Here is a 20,462-nt window from a genome sequence, read left to right as displayed (position 1 = left end):
GGCCATGACATCGAGCAAGCCATCGAGCGAGCCGCCAACCAAGGCGCCAGCGAAGCCACCAACAAAGCCGCCAACCAAACCGGACTGGTCCTGCCTGAACGACGTCAGGATTATCGACCTGAGCCAGCTGCTGCCCGGCCCGCACGCCACGTTGCAGCTGCAGCAGCTGGGCGCCGAGGTGATCAAGGTCGAGCGGCCCGGCGTCGGCGATACCTCGCGCACGCTGAGCGCCTCGGTGTTCGCCCAGTTCAATCGCGGCAAGCGTTCGATCGCGCTCGATCTGCAGGATGCCGAGGGCCGCGCGGCCTTCCTTGAGCTGGTGCGCGATGCCGACGCGGTGGTCGAAGGCTTTCGTCCCGGCGTGATGCAGCGCCTCGGCCTCGATTACGCCGAACTGGCCAAGGTCAATCCGGCCATCGTGCTGTGCTCGATCTCGGGCTTCGGCCAGACCGGCCCCTATGCCGACCATGCCGGCCACGATTTGAACTATCTGGCCCTGGCCGGCTATTGGGCCGCGCCGGTACAGGTCCGCGACAAGGTCGCGCGGCCACGCGTGCGGGTGTCGGACTATGCGGCGTCGAGCTATGCGGCGCTGGCGCTGACCGTCGCCATCCTCAGCGCGCGTCAGCACGGGCGCGGCCAGCATCTGGACGTATCGATCCACGATGCGGTGCTGTCGTGGACGGCCCATGGCGCCTGGGCCGCGCAACAACATGCCGACGCTCCGCTGCGCTCGCCCACGGTGATGCCGGAGAACGACCTGTTCGAGACGCGCGACGGCCGCCATCTGGCGCTCGGCATTCTGGAGAACAAGTTCTGGCTGAACCTGCGCGATGCGTTGGGCGAGAAATTTCCTTCGCTGATGGATCCGCGCTTCGCCGAGCGGGCCGGACGCCAGCGCCACAAGGTCGAGGTCAATGCGCTGCTGGCGCAGATCTTCGTCAGCCGCACGCTGGCGCAGTGGCTGGACACGCTGGCCGGCGTCGACCTGCCGATCTCGCCGGTGCTGAACGCGGAAGAGCTGCTGCGGGACCCGCATGTGCAGGCGCGCGGTACGGTGCGTCAGGTATCGGACCCCGATCAGGATCGCGTCGCCGTCCGCTTTCCGGTCCGTTTTTCGCTGGGTCTTCCCGATGGCGACGACCATGTGGCGGCGTTGGGCGAGCACGCGCCAAGCTGGTCCGCCGACTGAACGAACAAGGCCGGTCCCGCGTTTCCGCGGCGGCCGGCCCTGGCTACATCAAGAACATCAAACCCGGTCCGCGCGACCGCTTGCTCGGTACGTCCCGAGCTCAGTACGTCTCCAGATGCAGCCGCCCTTCGCGCTTGAGCGAAGCGGCCACCGCCTCCCAATCGAGACCGGCCTGCTCGGCGATATCGCGCAGCGCCAGCACCACGCCCTCCTCCATGCTCTTCAGCCCGCAGACATAGAAGTAGCTGTCCGGATCGGCCAGCAGCGCGGCCAGGTCGGCGGCCCGCTCGCGCATCACGTCCTGCACATAGCGCTTGGGCTGGCCGGGCGTGCGCGAGAACGCCAGGTTGATATCGATGAAGTCCTTGGGCAGGCTTTGCAGCGGACCGAAGTACGGCAGCTCCTCGCGCGTGCGGGCGCCGAAGAACAGCATCAGCTTGCCGCTCTCGAACTTGCCCGACTTGCGCAGGCGCCGGCGCCATTCGGTCATCGCCCGCATCGGCGCGCTGCCGGTGCCGGTGCAGATCATCACGATGTTCGAGCGCGGATGGTTCGGCATCAGGAAGCTGTTGCCGAACGGGCCGATGACCTCGACCGTGTCGCCGACCTGCAGGTCGCACAGATAGTTCGAGGCCACGCCGCGCACCGGATTGCCATGATGGTCCTCCAGCACGCGCTTGATCGTCAGCGACAGGTTGTTGTAGCCCGGCCGCTCGCCATTGCGCGGGCTCGCCACCGAGTACTGGCGCGCATGATGCGGGCGGCCCTGCTCGTCGACGCCCGGCGGCACGATGCCGATCGACTGGCCCTCCAGCACCGGGAACGGCATCGCGCCGAAGTCCAGCACCAGGTGATGGGTGTCGTAGTCGCGGCCGACCTCGGTCACGCGCACATTGCCGACCACGGTGGCGGTAACCGACTTGATCGCCGCCTTCGGCCCGTACAGATTGGTGTAGCAATGCGCTGCCGACCATGGCGGCAGCGTGGCCCCGTATTGCGCGCTGTTGAACGGCGCGATCTGCGCCAACGCGGGATCGACCGGCTCGTCGATCGCCTCCAGCGCCTGCGCTTCGGCGATCGCCTCGGCGCCGACGCCGCTGGCGGCCAGCTGCTCGCTGCTCAGCTCTTCGGGAAGCGTGTCCCAGCCCAGCTGCTCGTCCAGCGTATAGGGCCGCGTGCGCGGCACCATGCGCCAGTTGTCGATCGATCCGGTCGGGCACGGCGACACACAGGCCATGCACAGATTGCACTTGTCGGCGTCGACAACGTAGTTGCGCGAATCGTGCGTGATCGCGCCGACCGGGCAGGTCATCTCGCAGGTATTGCAGCGAATGCAGATCTCGGGGTCGATCAGATGCTGCTTGATGATTTGCATGTCTGCCATATCCATGGCCGTCTCCAGATGCTGCCGCGGCTCGGCGCTACGTTCGGTCACGCGCGGTCGCTGTCGTTGTTGCTGGCGCTATTGATGGCGCTGTTGCCGCCGTTATTGCCGTTGCTCTCGCCGCTCAATTGAAGCGCACGTACTCGAAGTCCACCGGCTGGCGGTTGACGCCCATCGCCGGCGGCGCGATCCAGTTGGCGAACTTGCCCGGCTCGACCACGCGGCCCATCAGGCTGGCGACGAAGGCGCGATCCTCCGCGCTCGGCAGCCACTGGTCGACATTGGCCTGCCATTCGGCGTCCGAGATCACGCGGCCGTCCGGCGACACCTTGACGCCGGCCAGCGCGCCGATATTGCGGTGGAAGGCCTTGTGCGGAACCTTCAGCCGGAACGGAATACCCGCCTTGTCGATGACGCGGTTCCAGCGCTCGACGCCGGCCACGCTGTCCTTGATGTAGTCGTCGCGCAGCACCTCGTTCAGCGCGTTCAGCATCGGCACTTCCTTCTCGACCAACTGGCCGCCGGAGGCCTGCAGCACGCGATAGGTGCTGTCCTTGAGCAGATGGTCGTCGTTGCGCTTGCCTTCCTCGAAACGGCCCTTCAGGCCGGTGCTGTAGAAGGTCGCGGCATTGCTCGACTCGTCGGCGCCGAACAGGTCGATGGTCACGCTGTAGTGGAAGTTCAGGTAGCGCTGGATGGTCGGCAGGTCGATCACGCCGGCGGCGCGCAGCTTGCCCGGATCGTCGGTCTTCAGTTCGTTCATCACCTGGCAGGTGCGCTGGATCACGCGCGACACGCCCGACTCGCCGACGAACATGTGGTGCGCTTCCTCGGTCAGCATGAACTTGGTCGTGCGGGCCAGCGGATCGAACGCGCTCTCGGCCAGCGCGCACAGCTGGAACTTGCCGTCGCGGTCGGTAAAGTAGGTGAACATGAAGAACGACAGCCAGTCCGGCGTGCGCTCGTTGAACGCCTGCAGGATGCGCGGGTTGTCCTGCTCGCCGCTGCGGCGCTCGAGCAGCGCCTCGCCTTCCTCGCGGCCGTCGCGGCCGAAGTATTTGTGCAGCAGATAGACCATCGCCCACAGGTGGCGGCCTTCCTCGACATTGACCTGGAACAGGTTGCGCAGGTCGTACATGCTGGGGGCGGTCAGGCCCAGATGGCGCTGCTGCTCGACCGAGGCCGGCTCGGTATCGCCCTGCGTCACGATGATGCGGCGCAGGTTGGCGCGGTATTCGCCCGGCACGTCCTGCCACGCGTCCTCGCCCTTGTGGTCGCCGAAATGGATCTTGCGGCCCTGCTCCGCCGGATTCAGGAAGATGCCCCAGCGATAGTCCGGCATCTTGACGTAGCCGAACTGCGCCCAGCCCTGCGGATCGACGCTGATCGCGGTGCGCAGGTAGACGTCGAAGTTCTGCGAGCCGTCCGGGCCCATGTCGTTCCACCAGCTCAGGTAGTTCGGCTGCCACTGCTCCAGCGCGCGCTGCAGCGTGCGGTCCTCGCTGAGGTTGACGTTGTTGGGGATCTTCTCGCTGTAGTTGATACCGGACATCGTTGGTCTCCCGGTGATATGTCGTCGTGTCGTTGTGCCGTGGTGTCGCTGTGTCTTTGTGTCGCTGCGCGCGCGGACCTGCGCGTCAGACGCGATTCCAGTCGAATGCCGCCTTGTCGCCCTTGCCGTAGACCTTCAGCGCGCCCTTGTCGCCGACGGCGTTGGGCCGCTGGAAGATCCAGTTCTGCCAGGCGGTCAGCCGGCCGAAGATGCGGGTGAACATGGTCTCCTGGCCGTTGAAGCGCAGGTTCGCTTCCATGCCGGTCAGCGCGTCGGGCGACATCGCCACGCGTTCCTCGATCGCGATGCGCAGCTCGTCCGCCCAGTCGATGTCGTCCGGGTTCGAGGTCGCCAGGCCCAGCGCGAAGGCGGCATCCGCATCGAGCGGCTGGCCGGCCCTGGCGCGCACCGCTTCCAGCGCCGGCGCCTCGTCGTAGAAGCGGCGGCCCAGGCGGCTCTGGCCGGTGGCCATCGGATAGAGGCCGAAGTTGGTCTCGCCGACGGTGATCTTCGGCGCGCGGGCTTCGTCGTCCGGCAGCGCCAGGTGATAGATGCGGTCGCAGGCCAGCGCCAGTTCCAGCAGCGAGCCGGCAAAGCAGGTGCCCTCGTCGACCAGCGCGAACAGGCTGCGCGAGGACACGTCGAGCCGGCTGAAGGTCCGGCGCAGCAGCCCGATGGTCTCGCGCACCAGCCAGTGGTCGCGATGCGCCAGCAGCGTGGCGTCCATCTGCATCACCGCCTCGGCATCGCCGGCGGTCTTGATCAGCCAGGTGCCGATCTCCAGCTCGTTGGTGCGCATCGACAGGATCGCGTCCTCGAGCTCGCGCGCCAGCTGCAACGGATACCAGGCCGCGCCGGCTTCGGCGATCGCGGCCGGGGTCTGCGGCTGCGGGCCGCGCGGCGCGTGGATCGTGAAGGTGGCGGTGCGCGCGGCGCGGTCGATCTGCACGTCGACGTAGCCGTAGCGCAGCGCATCAGCTTCGACGGTCCGCTCCAGCGGGGTCAGCGCGATGCCGGCCGCGTCGGCGGGACGGTCGCTCTGCGCGGCCAGCGCCAGCGCGCGCTCCTGCACCTTCTGCGCGAACACGGCAGGCTTGGCGATGTCGTCGACCAGGCGCCAATCCTTGGCACGCTGGCCGCGCACGCCTTCGGTGGTGGTGCAGAAGATGTCGGCGAGGTCGTGGCGCACATGGCGCTTGTCGGTGACGCGGGTCAGGCCGCCAGTTCCCGGCAGCACGCCCAGCAGCGGCACTTCCGGCAGGCTGACCGCCGAGGAGCGGTCGTCGACCAGCAGGATTTCGTCGCAGGCCAGCGCCAGTTCATAGCCGCCACCGGCGCAGGCGCCGTTGACCGCGGCGAGGAATTTCAGGCCGCTGTGCCGCGACGAATCCTCGATGCCGTTGCGCGTCTCGTTGGTGAACTTGCAGAAGTTGACCTTCCACGCATGGCTGCTGACGCCCAGCATGAAGATATTGGCGCCCGAGCAGAACACCTTCTCCTTGCCGCTGGTGACCACCACGCTGCGCACTTCCGGATGTTCGAAGCGGATGCGGTTCAGCGCGTCGTTCAGCTCGATGTCGACGCCGAGGTCGTAGCTGTTGAGCTTGAGCTTGTAGCCGGGACGCAGGCCAGCGTTCTCGTCGATATCGAAGACCAGCGTGGCGACGGGTCCGTCGAACTGCAGCTTCAGGTGCTTGTATTGGGAGGGGTCGGTCTGGTAGTCGACGCGGGGGACCTGGGTCACGGCATTGTCTCCTGTTCTCTGTGCTGACATCGCTGTCTGTTCAGCCTGGGCGCGTGGTGCAACGAAGCACCGCGAAGCACGATAGTGCATGGATCGGGATCCGATGTCACGCATCATAGTGCATCGCTTCGCGCGACGTCAAGAATTATTGTGCATTCTAGCGAATGACTGCGACGCTGCGCTTTACTTCATACAGCGCGTGGCGATCCCGCCATTACGCGGCCTTGGCGGTGTGTCCATCCGCCGTGGCCGTCCGTCCGTCGCGCCCTATGGCGCCGGCGGCTTGCCGAATGCACGCCGGCGTTTTCGCAGCGCTTCCGCCGACACTCCTGCAATATAGTTCTTGACAGAGCCGACGTCGACCTCTATGGTTCGCCCATGCACAATAATGCATTAACAGCAGACGTGCAAACCGCAGACTTGAACACCGCGGACGTGCAAACCGGTTACGCCAACCGGTGACGTTCTTCCCGATCTGACGGAGCGCTTGCCGATGTCCCCCACCCTCCCACCGGCCGCCCAGGCCTTCCGCCAGCAATTGGCGCAACTGACGGCCCGCCTTGCGGGCCGTCCGCTCGACGCCGAGCTGGACGCCTGGCTCAACGCCGAATACGGCCCCGATACCGAGTCCTATCGCGCGCTGAAGGCCGCCTGCGAAACCGGCGTCGCCGAAGGCTGGCTGTGCGATCGCGAAGGCGGCGGCATCCGCTACGGCCGCATCTTCAAACCCGCCGACGACCTGCACGGCTTCTCGGTCGACGTGGTCGACATGCAGGACATCGCCGGCCCGCATCACACCCATCCCAATGGCGAGATCGACCTGATCATGCCGATCGAGGGCGAGGCCCGCTTCGACGGAAGGCCCGCCGGCTGGCTGGTGTGCCCGCCCGGCAGCGCCCATCGCCCCACGGTGTCGAACGGGCGCGCGCTGGTTCTTTATCTGCTGCCCGAAGGGCGCATCGACTTCACCCGACAGGAGGCAGCATGAGCGAATCGCTACCGAGCTATCTGGCCGGCCGCTGGCAGCATGGCAACGGCAAGGGCACGGCACTGTTCGACCCCGTGCTGGGCGACGAACTGGCGCGTGTCGATGCCACCGGGCTCGATCTGGCCGAAGGCTTCGCCTTCGCGCGCGAGCAAGGCGGCGCGGCGCTGCGGGCGCTGACCTATCGCGAACGGGCGTCGCTGCTGGGCGCCATCGTGCAGGTGCTGCAGCAACACCGCGACGCCTACTACGAGATCGCGACCGCCAACAGCGGCACGGTCAAGCGCGATTCCGCGGTCGATATCGACGGCGCGATCTTCACGCTGGGCTGCTATGCGAAGCTGGGCGAGACGCTGGGCGACCGGCGCTATCTGCTCGATGGCGAGGCGGCGCGCCTGGGCAAGGATCCCTTGTTCCAGTCGCAACACGTGCTGGTCCCCACGCGCGGCGTCGCGCTGTGCATCAACGCGTTCAACTTCCCTTCGTGGGGCCTGTGGGAGAAGGCCGCGCCGGCGCTGCTGTCGGGCGTGCCGGTGATCGTCAAGCCGGCCACCTCCACCGCCTGGCTGACGCACCGCATGGTCCGCGATGTCGTCGAGGCGGGCATCCTGCCCCCTGGCGCGCTGTCGATCGTCTGCGGCAGCGCCGACGGCCTGCTGGACGCGCTGGAGCCCTTCGACGTGGTGTCGTTCACCGGCTCGGCGCAGACGGCCGCGCAGATCCGCACGCATCCGGCCATCGCGCAGCGCTCGGTGCGCGTCAATATCGAGGCGGACAGCGTCAACTCGGCGCTGCTGCTGCCGCGCGAGGCCGGCGGCAACGATGCGCTGCCGCTGCTGGCGTCCGAGGTCGTGCGCGAGATGACGGTCAAGTCGGGACAGAAATGCACGGCGATCCGCCGCGTGCTGGTGCCCGAGTCGCTGTACGACGCCGCCGCCGAAGCCATCGTCGCGAAGCTGCGTGAAGTCACCGTCGGCAACCCGCGCAACCCGGACGTACGCATGGGGGCGCTGGTCAGCCGCGCGCAGCTCGCCACCGTGCGCGAGGGCCTCGCGCAATTGCAGGCGCAGACGCAAACCCTGCATGACGGCGCGAGCCAGGCGCTGATCGACGCCGATCCGGCCGTGGCTTGCTGCATCGGTCCGACGCTGCTCGGCACGCGCGATCCCGACGGCAATGCGCTGGTGCATCAGATCGAGGTGTTCGGTCCGGTCGCCACGCTGATGTCCTATCGGGAGCGGCAAGGCGAAGACAGCATCGACGCCGGCCATGCCTTCGAACTGGCGCGCCGCGGCGAAGGCTCGCTGGTGGCGTCGCTCTATGGCAGCGATCCGGCCGCGCTGGCCGCCGCGGCGCTTCAGCTGGCCGACAGCCACGGCCGCGTCCACGTGATCTCGCCCGATGTCGCGCAGCTGCATACCGGCCACGGCAACGTGATGCCGCAATCGCTGCACGGCGGCCCCGGCCGCGCCGGCGGCGGCGAGGAACTGGGCGGCCTGCGGGCGCTGAACTTCTACCATCGCCGCAGCGCGGTGCAGGCCAGCACGGCGGTGCTCGACCGGCTGTAGGGGTCCGCTGCCAGGACCAGTTGCAAGGAGACACGCAGCACATCGCATCACCGGCAGTATTCGCAGCATTCGCAGCATCCATAGAACAGATGGGGAGACAACGCATGGCAGCCGCAACGACGACTACCGCGACCACGATCACCGCCACCGCGCCAGGCTCGGACCCGCCGCCGGTGGTCGCGCCCACCACGCCCTTCAACTTCGCCCAGCACCTGCTGGAAGCCAACGCGCACCGCGGCGACAAGACCGCCTATATCGACGACCACGGCCGCCTGCGCTACAGCGAACTGGCCGAGCGCGTGCGCCGGTTCGCGACCGCGCTGCAAGCCCTCGGCGTACGCCGCGAGGAACGCGTGCTGCTGCTGATGCACGACTGCAGCGACTGGCCGGTCTGCTTCCTCGGCGCGATCTACGCCGGCATCGTGCCGGTCGCGGTCAACACGCTGCTGACGCCCGACGACTACGCCTACATGCTGCAGCACAGCCGCGCCCGCGCGGCGCTGGTGTCGGCGGCACTGCTGCCGGTGCTGGAGCAGGCCATGGCGAAGGCGATGGGCGAAGGCGGCCATGAGGTCGACCACGTGATCGTGTCCCGCCCCGAGGGCGCCAACGGCGATGGGAGCACCTTTCCTGCCGGCATGGTCTCGCTCGACGCGCTGATCGCCGACCATGCGCCGCAGCCGGCGGCCGCAGCCACCGGTCCCGATGACCCCGGCTTCTGGCTGTATTCGTCCGGCTCCACCGGCCGGCCCAAGGGCGTGCTGCATAGCCAGGCCAATCCCTACTGGACCGCGGAGCTCTACGCCAAGCCGATTCTCGGCCTGAACGAGGACGACGTCTGCTTCTCGGCGGCCAAGCTGTATTTCGCCTACGGCCTGGGCAACGGCCTGACCTTTCCGCTCAGCGTCGGCGCCACCGTGGTGCTGATGGCGGAGCGGCCCACGCCCGAGGCGATCTTCCGGCGCTGGCTGGACCATCGCACCACGGTGTTCTTCGGCGCGCCCACCGGCTATGCCGGCATGCTCGCCTCGCCCGCGCTGCCGGCGCGCGACCAGGTGGCGCTGCGGCTGTGCTCGTCGGCCGGCGAGGCGCTGCCGGCCGAACTGGGCCAGCGCTTCACCGCGCATTTCGGCTGCGAGATCATCGACGGCATCGGCTCAACCGAGATGCTGCATATCTACCTGTCGAATCGCCCGGGGCAGGTCCGCTACGGCACCACCGGCTGGCCAGTGCCCGGCTACAACATCGAACTGCGCGACGAGGAAGGCCGGCCGGTGCCCGACGGCGAGGTCGGCGACCTCTATATCCAGGGCCCGAGCGCGGCGCTGATGTATTGGGGCAATCGCGACAAGTCGCGCGAGACCTTCCAGGGCAGCTGGACCAAAAGCGGCGACAAGTACGTGCGCAACGCCGATGGCACCTACTGCTACGCGGGCCGCAGCGACGACATGCTGAAGGTCAGCGGTATCTACGTCTCGCCGTTCGAGGTCGAGGCCACGCTGATGCAGCATCCCGCCGTGCTGGAGGCCGCGGTGATCGGCGTCAACGACCCGCAGGGGCTGACGCGCACCAAGGCCTTTGTCGTGCTCAAACCCGGTACGCAGTGCGACGACGCCGAGCTCAAGGCCTTCGTCAAGGAACGGCTGGCGCCCTACAAGTACCCGCGCCTGATCGAGTTCGTCGACAGCCTGCCGAAGACCGCGACCGGCAAGATCCAGCGCTTCCGGCTGCGGGAGCAGGAGCAGCAGCAACAGCGACAGCAGCCCATGGATTGCGGCCGCGACGTCGCGTCGAACGTGCTGATCTCGCCGAGTGGGCAATTGGCACTGGCGGGGCTGCAATGAGCGCGCCGGTCGAATTCGTCGAGATCGATTGGGCCGGCCGCCCGGTGCGGATCGAATATCAGCGGCTGGGCACGGAGAACGCCGGCGCCCCGCTGCTGGTCTTCCTGCACGAGGGCCTGGGATCGGTGGCGATGTGGCGCGATTTTCCGCAGCGCGTCTGCGAGGCGCTCGGGTGGCGCGGCCTGGTCTATTCGCGGCCCGGCTATGGGCGTTCGACGCCGCGGGCCGCGGACGAGGTGTGGCATCCGGATTTCATGCACCGCCAGGCGCACGAGGTATTGCCCACGCTGCTGACGGCGCTCGGCATCGACGCCCAGGCCGAACCGCCCTGGCTGCTTGGGCACAGCGATGGCGGCTCCATCGCGCTGCTGTACGCGGCGCGGTTTCCGTCGCGCGTCGCCGGGACCATCGTGCTGGCCCCGCACATCCTGGTCGAGGACCTGTCGGTCTCGAGCATCGAGAAGGCGCGCGAAGCCTATCTCAATACCGACCTGCGGCAGCGGCTGGCGCGCTATCACGACGATCCGGACTCGGCCTTCTGGGGATGGAATGGCATCTGGCTGCATCCGCCGTTCCGCCACTGGTCGATCGAGGCCGAGATTGCCAGCATCACCTGCCCGCTGCTGGCGGTGCAGGGGCTCGACGACGAGTACGGCACGCTGGAGCAGATCCGCGGCATTGCGCGCCGCGTGCCGCAGACGCGCCTGCTGGAGCTGCCGGAGTGCGGCCATTCGCCCCATCGCGATCAGCCCGACGCGTTGATCGCGGCGATCGTCGATTTCGTGCGCGATCCGCAGTCGACAGCCATGGCGCCGATCACGCGGTCGCCGCACGACTTGCCGCAAGAGTTGCCGCAAGAGTTGCCGCAAGAGTTGCCGCAAGAGTTGCCGCAGAACTTGCCGCAATAGTCGCCGCACGCCGCCGGGAACGCCGGCGCGGCGTCCTGGCGGCCCCGTCGGCCCCGTACCCGATCGTTCACCCATCACAGAGCCGGTAGAAACCGGACTGCAAGGAGACAACCATGCGTCAAATCGACGTCCACCAGCTGGCCGACGAGGCCCGCTTCAACCGCTTCCATGGGCTCGTGCTGTTCTGGTGCGCGCTGATCATCATCTTCGACGGCTACGACCTGGCCGTGGCCGGCATCGCCCTGCCGTCGATCATGCAGTCGATGGGCGTCGACGCGACGCAGGCCGGCTTCATGGTCAGTTCCGCGCTGTTCGGCATGATGTTCGGTGCGATCTTCCTGGGCACCATCGCCGATCGCATCGGCCGGCGCTGGGCCATTGCCATCTGCATCGTGCTGTTCTCGGTCTTTACCGCGGCTGCCGGCTTCACCAGCGATCCGGTGACGTTCAGCGTCACGCGCTTCCTCGCCGGCCTGGGCATCGGCGGCGTGATGCCCAATGTCGTCGCGCAGATGACCGAGTACTCGCCGCGCAAGATCCGCGGCACCATGGTCACGCTGATGTTCAGCGGCTATTCGGTCGGCGGCATGCTGGCCGCGGTGGTCGGCAAGGGCCTGATCGAGAGCTACGGCTGGCAATCGGTGTTCCTGGCCGCTGGATTGCCGGTGCTGCTGATCCCGATGGTGATGAAGTCGCTGCCGGAGTCGATGCCCTTCCTGATCCGCTCGGGACGCCTGGACGAGGTCAAGAAGGTGCTGAGCCGGCTGGAGCCGTCCTACCGGCCGCAAGCGGACGACCGCTTTGCGCTGCCCGAGCTGAAGGCCGGCGAGGCGCCGATCGGCAAGCTGTTCCAGGACGGCCGCGGCTTCAGCACCGTGATGTTCTGGGTCGCGTTCTTCATGTGCCTGTTCATGGTTTACGCGCTGAGCTCGTGGCTGGCCAAGCTGATGGCCAGCGCCGGCTACAGCCTGGGCTCGGCGCTGACCTTCGTGCTGGTGCTGAACTTCGGCGCGATGATCGGCGCGGTCGGCGGCGGCTGGCTGGCGGACCGCTTCAATATCAAGCACGTGCTGGTCGGCATGTACGCGCTGGCGGCGGTCTCGATCACCTTGCTTGGCTACCCGGTGCCGACGCCGGTGCTGTTCGTGCTGGTGGGCCTGGCCGGTGCGTCGACCATCGGCACGCAGATCGTGACGTACGCCTATGCCGGCCAGTTCTATCCGATGGCCGCGCGCGGCACCGGCATCGGCTGGGCGTCGGGCGTCGGCCGCAGCGGCGCGATCCTGGCCCCGATCGTGATCGGCATGCTGGTCGGCATGGCGCTGCCGCTGCAGCAGAACTTCGTCGCCATCGCGATTCCGGCCGTGATCGCCGCGCTGGCGGTCTCGATGATCGACCATCGGCGTTCGGCCTCGGCCAGTCATGAGGCAGCGCTGCGCACGCCGGCGCCGGCGCCAGCCGTGCAGAAATAGCGGCGCCGGGCCGCCCAAACATGCGGCCCTGAAACACGCGATCCCGAAATACCCGATCCCCAGGGCACTCCACCCTGGGGATTTTTTGCGCCCAGGATTTGTGCCGGACGCGTGCGGCGACTACTCTGGAGTTTCATCGCAAAACGGCGGCCGGCATGGCGCCGTTTTCCTTTCGAGATGCCTGAAAAGGAGCCCGGCACATGACCACGCCTGTCACCCCGCCTGTCGCCTCACCGCCCACCCTTGTCCCGCACCTTTGGTACGACAAGGAGGCCGTCGAAGCGGCGCGCTTCTATGTATCGGTATTTCCGGATTCGGCCGTCGATTTCGTCGGTCAGATCCGCAATACGCCCTCCGGGGACTGCGATCTCGTGCGGTTCACGCTATGGGGCCAGCCCTTCATGGCGATCTCGGCGGGACCGATGTTCCGCTTCAATCCGTCGATCTCCTTCTTCGTGCTGTTCGATCCGGGCCGCGATCCGCAGGCGCGCGAACGGCTGGATGCCATGTGGGACAAGCTGGTCGATGGCGGCCAGGCGCTGATGCCGCTGGACGCCTACCCCTTCAGCGCGCGCTTCGGCTGGATACAGGACCGCTACGGGCTGTCCTGGCAATTGATGCTGACCGATACGTCGAGCGAATCCCGGCCGCCGATCGTGCCGGCGCTGATGTTCACCGGCGATGCCTGCGGCAAGGCGGAGGCGGCGGGCGAGTTCTGGCGCGAGATCTTCCCGGATTCGCAGGCGGGGCAACTGGTCCGCTATGGGCCCGGCATGGAGCCGAATCCGGCGGGCTCGGTGATGTTCTCCGACTTCCGGCTAGGCAATACGTGGATGGCGGCGATGGACAGCGGCTACCCGCACGGCTTCGCCTTCAACGAGGCCATCTCGTTTGTCGTGCCGTGCGAGGGCCAGGCGAGCATCGACCATTACTGGTCGAAGCTCTCCGCGGTACCCGAAGCCGAGGTATGCGGCTGGTGCAAGGATCCGTTCGGCATCTCGTGGCAGATCGTGCCGGCGGAGATGGACACGCTGATGCGCTCCGGCGACCAGGCGGGCATCGACCGGCTGGTTCAAGCCCTGCTGCAGATGAAGAAGCTGGACGCGGCAGCGCTGCGCTCGGCCTTCGAGGGAACGGGAAGCAGCCGGCCGTAAGACGGCATGCAGGCAAGACCGCAAGGCCCACGGAACATTTGAAACATATACCGAACATGGGAAACGGGACGCCCCAAGGCCCGGAATTCCAGCGTCCTTAAAGATATAACAATAAGTCATTTGGATCAGCGATCGTGCTGGCGTAGCATTCGCCGCGCCGCCGCCTCTCCCGGCGCGCGGCGCATGCTCCCATCACGATCCCCATGTCCGTCGACCTCACCCTCTCCCCTGCCGAAGCGCAACAGGCGGCCGCCACCGCCGCTCCACCCAACAAGGCCGTCATCCGCTCCGCCGCCGATGTCTCGCAACTGGTCAACCAGGGCGGCGCCCAGGCCAGCAATGCGCGCATGGTGGTCGCGATCGCGCTGGGCGGCGTGTTCCTAGACGCCTACGACCTCGGCGCGCTGGCCTTCGGCCTGAAGGACGTCACCCGCGAATTCAACCTGACGCCGGCCGGCACGGGCATGGTCGCGTCGGCGATCACCTTCGGCGCCATCGTCGGCGCCTTCCTCGGCGGCTATTTCACCGACCGCATCGGCCGCTATCGCGTCTTCATGGCCGACATGCTGTTCTTCGTGGTGGCGGCCATCGCCTGCGCGCTGGCGCCGAACGAATACGTGCTGGCCGGCGCCCGCTTCGTGATGGGCCTGGGCGTCGGCATCGACCTGCCGGTGGCGATGGCGTTCCTCGCCGAGTTCTCCAAGCTGCAGGGCCGCGGCAACAAGGCCTCGCGCGTGGCGATGTGGTGCCCCACCTGGTATGCGGCGATCTGCGTGTCGTATCTACTGGTGCTGCTGTGCTACGCGGTCCTGCCCGAGTCGCACAGCGGGCTGCTCTGGCGCATCATCCTCGGCTTCGGCGCGGTGCCGGCGCTGGTCATCATCGCGGTGCGCAGCAAGTACATGAGCGAATCGCCGGTGTGGGCCGCCAACCAGGGCGACCTTGAAGGGGCCGCGCGGATCCTGAAGCGGTCCTATGGCATCGACGCGGTGGTTGCACCCGACGCGGTTGCCAAGCCCGCCAAGCGCGCCGCGTCCTGGGGCAACTACGCGGTGCTGCTGCAGGGCGTCTATCGCAGCCGCACGGTGCTGGCGACGACCATGTCGATCGCTTCGTCGTTCGCCTACAACGCGGTCGCCTTCGGCCTGCCGGTCATCATCGCCAGCTTCCTGGCGCAGACCATGCTGAACACGATCCTGATCTCGCTGGCGCTGAACCTGCTGTTCGCCTTCGTCGGCGGACTGATCGGCGTGCGGCTGGTGCCGCGGGTCGGCGCGTGGAAGCTGACCGTGGTCGGCTACGCGTTCCAGCTGGCCGCGCTGGTCGGCCTGGCGCTGGTCGGCAAACCGGACGGGGTCAGCGAAGTGGTGGCGGCGATCGCGCTGCTGGCCGTGTTCCTGCTGGGCCAGGGCTTCGGTCCGGGCGCGCATACGATGACCTATGCCTCGCTGAGTTACCCAACCTCGCTGCGCGGCGTGGGCGTGGGCTTCAACCAGACGCTGATGCGCGCCAGCTCCACGCTGTCGCTGTTCCTGTTCCCGGTGCTGGCCGCCGCGCTCAGCACCAAGGTGTTCTGGGTCATCGCGCTGGCGCCGCTGGCCGGCCTGCTGGCGCTGCTGGCGATCCGCTGGGAGCCGGCGAACTACGACGTGGACGCCGAGGACTTCTGATCGGACTGGGGGCCGGCCACGCCGGACCACCCTGTCGAACGCTCCAGGAGGGAGAACGCGTACTGCGTTCTCCCTTTTTGCTTTTGGGGGTCCTTTGTGGGTCCTTCGGGGATCCTTCGTGGCCGCCTCGACCTTTGTGGTCGCCTTGACTTATCGTTCTCGATACAGGATATTTGATCCATCTTCATTCCTGAATTGAGAACGACGCGAGACACCGCGCCGCATCCGGATGGAACTGGCCGAACTGGAAATCTTCCGCGCCGTGGCGCAGGAGCAGAGCGTCACGCGGGCCGCCCGCGCGCTCGATCGCGTGCAATCGAACGTCACCACGCGCATCAAGCAGCTCGAGGACAGCCTCGGCGTGACGCTGTTCCAGCGCGACAGCAAGCGCATGACGCTGACCGCCGAAGGGCAAAAGCTGCTTGGTTATGCGGAGCGGCTGCTGGCGCTTGCCGAGGAAGCGCGGCAGGCGATGCGGCACGACGTGCCCACCGGCAAGCTGCGGCTCGGCACCATGGAAAGCGCCGCGGCGGCCCGCCTGCCAAAGCCGCTGGCCCGCTATCACGCAAGCTATCCGCTGGTCGACGTCGAGATCCGCACCGGCACCGCGCAGGCGCTGGCCGATGCGGTCGCCTTGCACCAGCTCGACTGCGCGATCGTCGCGCACCCGGGCAATGGCTCGCCGCGCCAGCTGTCGATGGCGGACATGGCGCCGGGGCTCGAAGGCACGTTCCTGTTCACCGAGGAACTGGTGCTGGTGCTGCCGGCCAGCCATCCGCGCGTGCGCCGGCCGCAGGACGTCAGGCTGCGCACGCTCGCCGGCTTTTCGCGCGGCTGCACCTACCGCCGCTGCGCCGAGGAATGGCTGGCGCAGGCCGACGAGGCCCTGCGCCGCAACCTGACCGTGCGAGAAATGCCCTCCTATCACGCGATCCTGGCCTGCGTCAGCGCGGGGTCGGCCTTCGCCATCCTGCCCAAATCGCTGCTGGCGCTGCATCGCGACAGCGACGACTTCCACACCGTGCCGGTGCGCTCCGCGCATACCTTCCTGGTCAAGCGCGCCGGCTTCACCACCGCCGCCTACGAAGCATTGCTGCACGAGCTGCGCCAAGGCTGAGCGGCCCGATCCCGAAGGAGCATCCGATGACCCCCTCTTCCGTTGAATCTTCCGCTGAGAACGGGCTGCTGGCCCGGCTCGGCATGTCGACGCCGATCATCCAGGCCCCGATGGCGGGCGTCAGCACGCCGGCGCTGGCCGCGGCCGTTTCCAACGCCGGCGGCCTCGGCTCGCTCGGCGTCGGCGCGATGAACGCCGATGCCGCACGCCAGGCTATCCGCGACACGCGCGCGCTGACCGATCGCCCCTTCAACATCAACCTGTTCTGCCATGTGCCAGCGCAGGCCGATGCGCAGCGCGAACGCGGCTGGCTCGACTACCTGGCGCCGCGCTTCGCCGAATTCGGCGCGACCCCGCCGGCCTCGCTGCGCGAGATCTATCGCAGCTTCGTCGCCGACGAGGCCATGTACGAGATGCTGCTGCAGGAAAAGCCCGCGGTCGTCAGCTTCCACTTCGGTCTGCCGGACCAGGCATGGATCGATGCGCTGCGCGAGGCGGGTATCGTGCTGCTGGCCTCGGCGACGACGATCGCGGAAGCGCGCAAGGTGGAAGCGGCCGGCATCGATGCCGTGGTCGCGCAGGGCGTCGAGGCCGGCGGCCATCGCGGCGTGTTCGATACGCAGGGCTTCGACGAAGGACTGGGCACGATGGCGCTCGTGCGGCTGCTGGTGCGCAAGACCGGCCTGCCGGTGATCGCGGCGGGCGGCATCATGGACGGCGCCGGCATCGCGGCCGCGCTGGCCCTGGGCGCGACAGCGGCGCAGCTCGGTACCGCGTTCGTGGCATGCCCCGAGACGGTGGCCGATGCCGCGTATCGCGAAGCGCTGCTGGCGGAGCAGACGCGTCCCACCACGCTGACGCGCGCCATCTCCGGCCGCGCCGCGCGGGGCTTCGTCAATCGCTTCACCGAACTGGGCGTCGCGGCCGATGCGCCGCCGATCCCCGATTACCCGATCACCTATGACGCCGGGAAGGCGCTTCACGCCGCGGCCAAGGCGGCCGGCAGCGCGGACTTCGCCGCGCAATGGGCGGGCCAGGCGGCACCGTTGGCGCGTTCGCTGCCGGCGGCGGAACTGGTGGCGACATTGAATGCCGAGCTGGACGACGTGCTCGGGCGCCTCGGTGCCATGGCGCGCGCGGGCTAACAGGACTGCGTGGCGGTTGCCCCGGGGGACATCGGGGCGCGTTGGGGTGCGGGCGTCATCAGTGCTGGAGTCATCAGTGCTGAAGCCATCGGCGCGGGCGTAACCGGTGCGGGCATCATTGGTGCGGGCTTCATTGGCGCTGGAGTCGTTGGGCGCGTGAGTCATTGCTACCATTGCACGCATGTCCCTGCCGCTGCCGCCACCGCCCGCCCTGCTCGACAACACGCTGTGCGCCGTCGCACGCCGGTATCGCTTGCTGGCGATCGGCGCCGTATCGGAACGGATTCACGAGGCCAATCCGGCGACGGCGCTGGCGGTGACCATCGAGCAGGCGCGCCTCGCCCTCGCCAACGGCGAAATCCCGGGCGCCGCACTGAAGCATCTGTTCGTCGAATCGCTCGCGCGCATGGTGCGGGACGCGATCCGGCCGGATGCGGGCGACCCGGCTTTCCAGGCGATGGTCCTTCGGCATCGGGTGCCCCACGTGCGCGAGTACGCATCGCTGGCGGCCCGTGCCGAGCAGGACCGCAGGCTGGTGCTGGCCGTCGTCAACGCGGTGGCCCACCCGAACAAGCCGCAGCGGAATGCTTCTGGCCCGCAGCGCGAGGCAATGACGCAGCTCCACGCGGCGGCCTCGGCTTCCTCGTGGGCGGCGCTGCACGATACGGTTCGACGCCTGCTCGCCATGCCGGCGACCTCGAACGAGGCGCCGAACGCCATGCCGAACGCAGCGCCGCTGCAACCTGCATTGGCGCAACTGTTGGACAGCCCCGCATTGGAACGCTTGCGACGCCTCGAAGCGCTGAGCTCGGATGCGCAAGTCCGCCAATATCGGTCGCTATGGGACCGGCAAGGTCCTCGCTCGGGAACCGCCACCGCGACGGCGCAGGGCGCTTCCTCGCGGCAGCGCGGGGCCGCCGCCGAAGCGCTGGCCGCACAGGCGCTGCGGGCGTTGGCACAGCGGCTCAACGACGCAGAGGGAATGTCGGCGCCTTACCGCGTGGTGACCTCGATGCGCGTGCCGGCGTCGCTGCCGGCCAGCCATGAGCGGGCCAAGACCGAATGGGATGCGGTACTGCTCCGGCAGGCCAGCACGAAGGATGAGGCCGACGACGAAACACCGGCGTGGGACGTCTGCCTGCTCGTCGAAGCCAAGGCTTCCGTGGATGCCGCCACGACGGATCTCCCTCGCTTGCTGCGCGGCTTGCGCCTGCTCGCCCACGCCGAGAACCACGTCACGTACGCATTCCAGACGGAACAAGGCACCGTGCGCCTGCGTGGCGCCTCGCTGAGCGCGCTGCCGACCGACGAGGCACGCCTCGCCAGCAAGGTCCTGTATTGCAGCGATGCGCCCGGCGAATCCAATCCACGCGTGCTGAGCGCTGCCAGCCGGATGCAACTGCTGTCCGCACCGGCCACGCTCGAATTCGCCAGCAAGCTGATCGAAACGCAGCCGGCGGATTCGCGCGACCTCGAGCCGGTCTGGCATCAACTGCTGGAATCGCCGCAGTGGAGCGCCGTGCTGAACCAATACCGGGCGCTGCGGCGCGTACGCGAATTGATGGTCCACGCGGACGACCTGCTGGCCGCGATCGGCGACGTGGGCCAACGCGCTGATACCTGCTGACGGCGATCGGCGACACGGATCAACGCGCCTGATACCCTGCTGGCCGCGATCGGCGACACGGGCCACCGTGCCTGATGATCGATTGGATCCCGCTGCGATAGCGGGATTCGCGCCGATCCTTATTCCGGCTGAATGCCGGCCTGCTTCACCAGCGCCGCCCAACGATCGACCTCGCCGCGCAGCCTGTCGCCCAATTGCGCGGGCGACGACGCCTTCAGTTCGATGCCCTGGCTATCCAGACGCGCCTTGGTCTGCGGATTGGCCAGCGCCGCCCGCACCTCCTCCCCAAGCCGAGTGACCACAGTGGACGGCGTCCGTGCCGGTGCAACGATTGCCCACCACTGGCTGATCTGCAGCGCCGGCAGTTTTGCCTCGGCGGCAGTCGGCACATTCGGCAGCGCGGCAATGCGTGCCGGTCCGGTGACCATCAGCGCCGTGATCTTGCCCGCGCCAAGCAGACTGCTGCCGCTCGCCAGCGTGGCGAAATGGCCGGCGACCAGTTGCGACGAGACATCGGTAAGCGCGGGCGCGGAGCCGCGGTAGGGCACCGCATCGATAGGAATCGTGGCCTGCCCCTCCAGCATCTTGGCCGCCAGATGGCTGATCGTGCCGTTGCCGCTCGTGGCCAGTTGCAACGGCTTGCCCTGCTTGCGCGCATCGGCAAGGAAGCGCTGTGCCTCGCCGGGCCGATAGCGGGTGCTATCCGCGAACAGCACCAGCGGCGATTCGCCGAGCAGCGAGACCGGCGTGAAGTCGCGCAGCAGATCGTAGGGCATCTGGCGGAACACCGACGGCGCGACCGTATGGGCCAGCTCGATGACGCCCAAGGTGTAGCCGTCGGGGGCCGCCTTTGCCACGGCCTCGGCGCCGATGCGGCCGGAGGCTCCCGCCCGGTTCTCGACGACCACGGGCTGGCCCATCGATTCGCTCATCCGCTGCGCCACGGCGCGCGCCAGCGCATCGGTGCTGCCGCCCGCGGCCCAGGGCACGACGAGGCGAATGGGTTTTTCCGGATAGGCCGACATGGCCGCGGGGGCATGGGCGGTGAGGCAGATTGCGAGGGAGGCGATCAGATAGCGCAGCGTCATGGGAACACTCCA

Annotated in this window: 16 protein-coding genes; 12 read left to right on the top strand and 4 right to left on the bottom strand. The window is 67.9% G+C overall.

Features of this window, described 5'->3' with window-relative positions; all coding sequences use genetic code 11:
* Nucleotides 1–4: 4 nt before the first annotated feature.
* The gene (locus AC6EI8_RS01505) at nucleotides 5–1,192 is read left to right on the top strand and encodes a CaiB/BaiF CoA transferase family protein (RefSeq protein ID WP_498381084.1); all 1,188 of its coding nucleotides are present in this window, start codon (nucleotides 5–7) and stop codon (nucleotides 1,190–1,192) included.
* A 100-nt stretch (nucleotides 1,193–1,292) separates the two neighbouring features.
* Here AC6EI8_RS01505 and boxA read toward each other — a convergent pair whose 3' ends face one another.
* Entirely contained in the window at nucleotides 1,293–2,582 is a 1,290-nt protein-coding gene (boxA, locus tag AC6EI8_RS01500; RefSeq protein ID WP_498381083.1) for a benzoyl-CoA 2,3-epoxidase subunit BoxA, read from the bottom strand.
* Between boxA and AC6EI8_RS01495 the strand changes: the two genes are divergently transcribed.
* Nucleotides 2,547–2,708 (top strand): hypothetical protein, encoded by a 162-nt coding sequence (locus AC6EI8_RS01495; protein WP_498381106.1) that lies wholly within the window; start codon nucleotides 2,547–2,549, stop codon nucleotides 2,706–2,708. The two genes, boxA and AC6EI8_RS01495, sit on opposite strands and share 36 nt — an antisense overlap.
* Here the strand turns inward: AC6EI8_RS01495 and boxB are convergent.
* Together boxB and boxC are read right to left on the bottom strand one after the other, a co-directional pair.
* Nucleotides 2,701–4,128 carry a benzoyl-CoA 2,3-epoxidase subunit BoxB gene (boxB, locus tag AC6EI8_RS01490; RefSeq protein ID WP_149319938.1) on the bottom strand — a complete coding sequence of 476 codons (1,428 nt, stop codon included), beginning with the start codon at nucleotides 4,126–4,128 and terminating at the stop codon, nucleotides 2,701–2,703. The two genes, AC6EI8_RS01495 and boxB, sit on opposite strands and share 8 nt — an antisense overlap.
* 85 nt (nucleotides 4,129–4,213) lie before the next feature.
* Nucleotides 4,214–5,872 (bottom strand): 2,3-epoxybenzoyl-CoA dihydrolase, encoded by a 1,659-nt coding sequence (gene boxC, locus AC6EI8_RS01485; protein WP_498381082.1) that lies wholly within the window; start codon nucleotides 5,870–5,872, stop codon nucleotides 4,214–4,216.
* A 493-nt stretch (nucleotides 5,873–6,365) separates the two neighbouring features.
* On the opposite strand from boxC, the gene AC6EI8_RS01480 reads away from it, so the two are divergent.
* The 10 genes from AC6EI8_RS01480 (at nucleotide 6,366) to AC6EI8_RS01435 (ending at nucleotide 19,362) form a co-directional block, all read left to right on the top strand.
* Entirely contained in the window at nucleotides 6,366–6,860 is a 495-nt protein-coding gene (locus tag AC6EI8_RS01480) for a DUF4863 family protein (protein WP_149319935.1), read from the top strand.
* A complete protein-coding gene (locus AC6EI8_RS01475; protein ID WP_498381081.1) occupies nucleotides 6,857–8,425 on the top strand; it encodes a 3,4-dehydroadipyl-CoA semialdehyde dehydrogenase in 1,569 nt (522 codons plus the stop codon). Before AC6EI8_RS01480 ends, AC6EI8_RS01475 begins: the two co-directional genes overlap by 4 nt.
* A gap of 104 nt (nucleotides 8,426–8,529) precedes the next feature.
* A complete protein-coding gene (locus tag AC6EI8_RS01470) occupies nucleotides 8,530–10,269 on the top strand; it encodes a benzoate-CoA ligase family protein (RefSeq protein ID WP_498381080.1) in 1,740 nt (579 codons plus the stop codon).
* Nucleotides 10,266–11,177, top strand: a complete 912-nt coding sequence (locus AC6EI8_RS01465; protein WP_498381079.1) for an alpha/beta fold hydrolase — start codon at nucleotides 10,266–10,268, stop codon at nucleotides 11,175–11,177. Before AC6EI8_RS01470 ends, AC6EI8_RS01465 begins: the two co-directional genes overlap by 4 nt.
* 113 nt (nucleotides 11,178–11,290) lie before the next feature.
* Nucleotides 11,291–12,649 (top strand): MFS transporter, encoded by a 1,359-nt coding sequence (locus tag AC6EI8_RS01460; protein ID WP_226105134.1) that lies wholly within the window; start codon nucleotides 11,291–11,293, stop codon nucleotides 12,647–12,649.
* 200 nt (nucleotides 12,650–12,849) lie between these two features.
* Entirely contained in the window at nucleotides 12,850–13,803 is a 954-nt protein-coding gene (locus tag AC6EI8_RS01455; protein WP_226105132.1) for a VOC family protein, read from the top strand.
* 203 nt (nucleotides 13,804–14,006) lie between these two features.
* On the top strand, nucleotides 14,007–15,473 hold the full coding sequence (locus tag AC6EI8_RS01450) for an MFS transporter (protein WP_498381078.1): 1,467 nt from the start codon (nucleotides 14,007–14,009) through the stop codon (nucleotides 15,471–15,473).
* Between the two features lie 229 nt (nucleotides 15,474–15,702).
* On the top strand, nucleotides 15,703–16,590 hold the full coding sequence (locus AC6EI8_RS01445) for a LysR family transcriptional regulator (RefSeq protein ID WP_498381076.1): 888 nt from the start codon (nucleotides 15,703–15,705) through the stop codon (nucleotides 16,588–16,590).
* A 26-nt stretch (nucleotides 16,591–16,616) separates the two neighbouring features.
* The gene (locus AC6EI8_RS01440) at nucleotides 16,617–17,735 is read left to right on the top strand and encodes an NAD(P)H-dependent flavin oxidoreductase (RefSeq protein WP_149319930.1); all 1,119 of its coding nucleotides are present in this window, start codon (nucleotides 16,617–16,619) and stop codon (nucleotides 17,733–17,735) included.
* A 181-nt stretch (nucleotides 17,736–17,916) separates the two neighbouring features.
* On the top strand, nucleotides 17,917–19,362 hold the full coding sequence (locus tag AC6EI8_RS01435) for a 3-deoxy-D-arabino-heptulosonate 7-phosphate synthase (protein WP_498381074.1): 1,446 nt from the start codon (nucleotides 17,917–17,919) through the stop codon (nucleotides 19,360–19,362).
* 119 nt (nucleotides 19,363–19,481) lie between these two features.
* On the opposite strand, the gene AC6EI8_RS01430 is transcribed toward AC6EI8_RS01435, so the two are convergent.
* The gene (locus tag AC6EI8_RS01430; RefSeq protein WP_498381073.1) at nucleotides 19,482–20,450 is read right to left on the bottom strand and encodes a tripartite tricarboxylate transporter substrate binding protein; all 969 of its coding nucleotides are present in this window, start codon (nucleotides 20,448–20,450) and stop codon (nucleotides 19,482–19,484) included.
* Nucleotides 20,451–20,462 lie beyond the last annotated feature (12 nt).

This window comes from Cupriavidus sp. R6-3 (genome assembly GCF_059772245.1).
The sequence above is the reverse complement of the archived record's forward strand: the minus strand, read 5'-3'. Positions and strand labels throughout refer to the sequence as shown.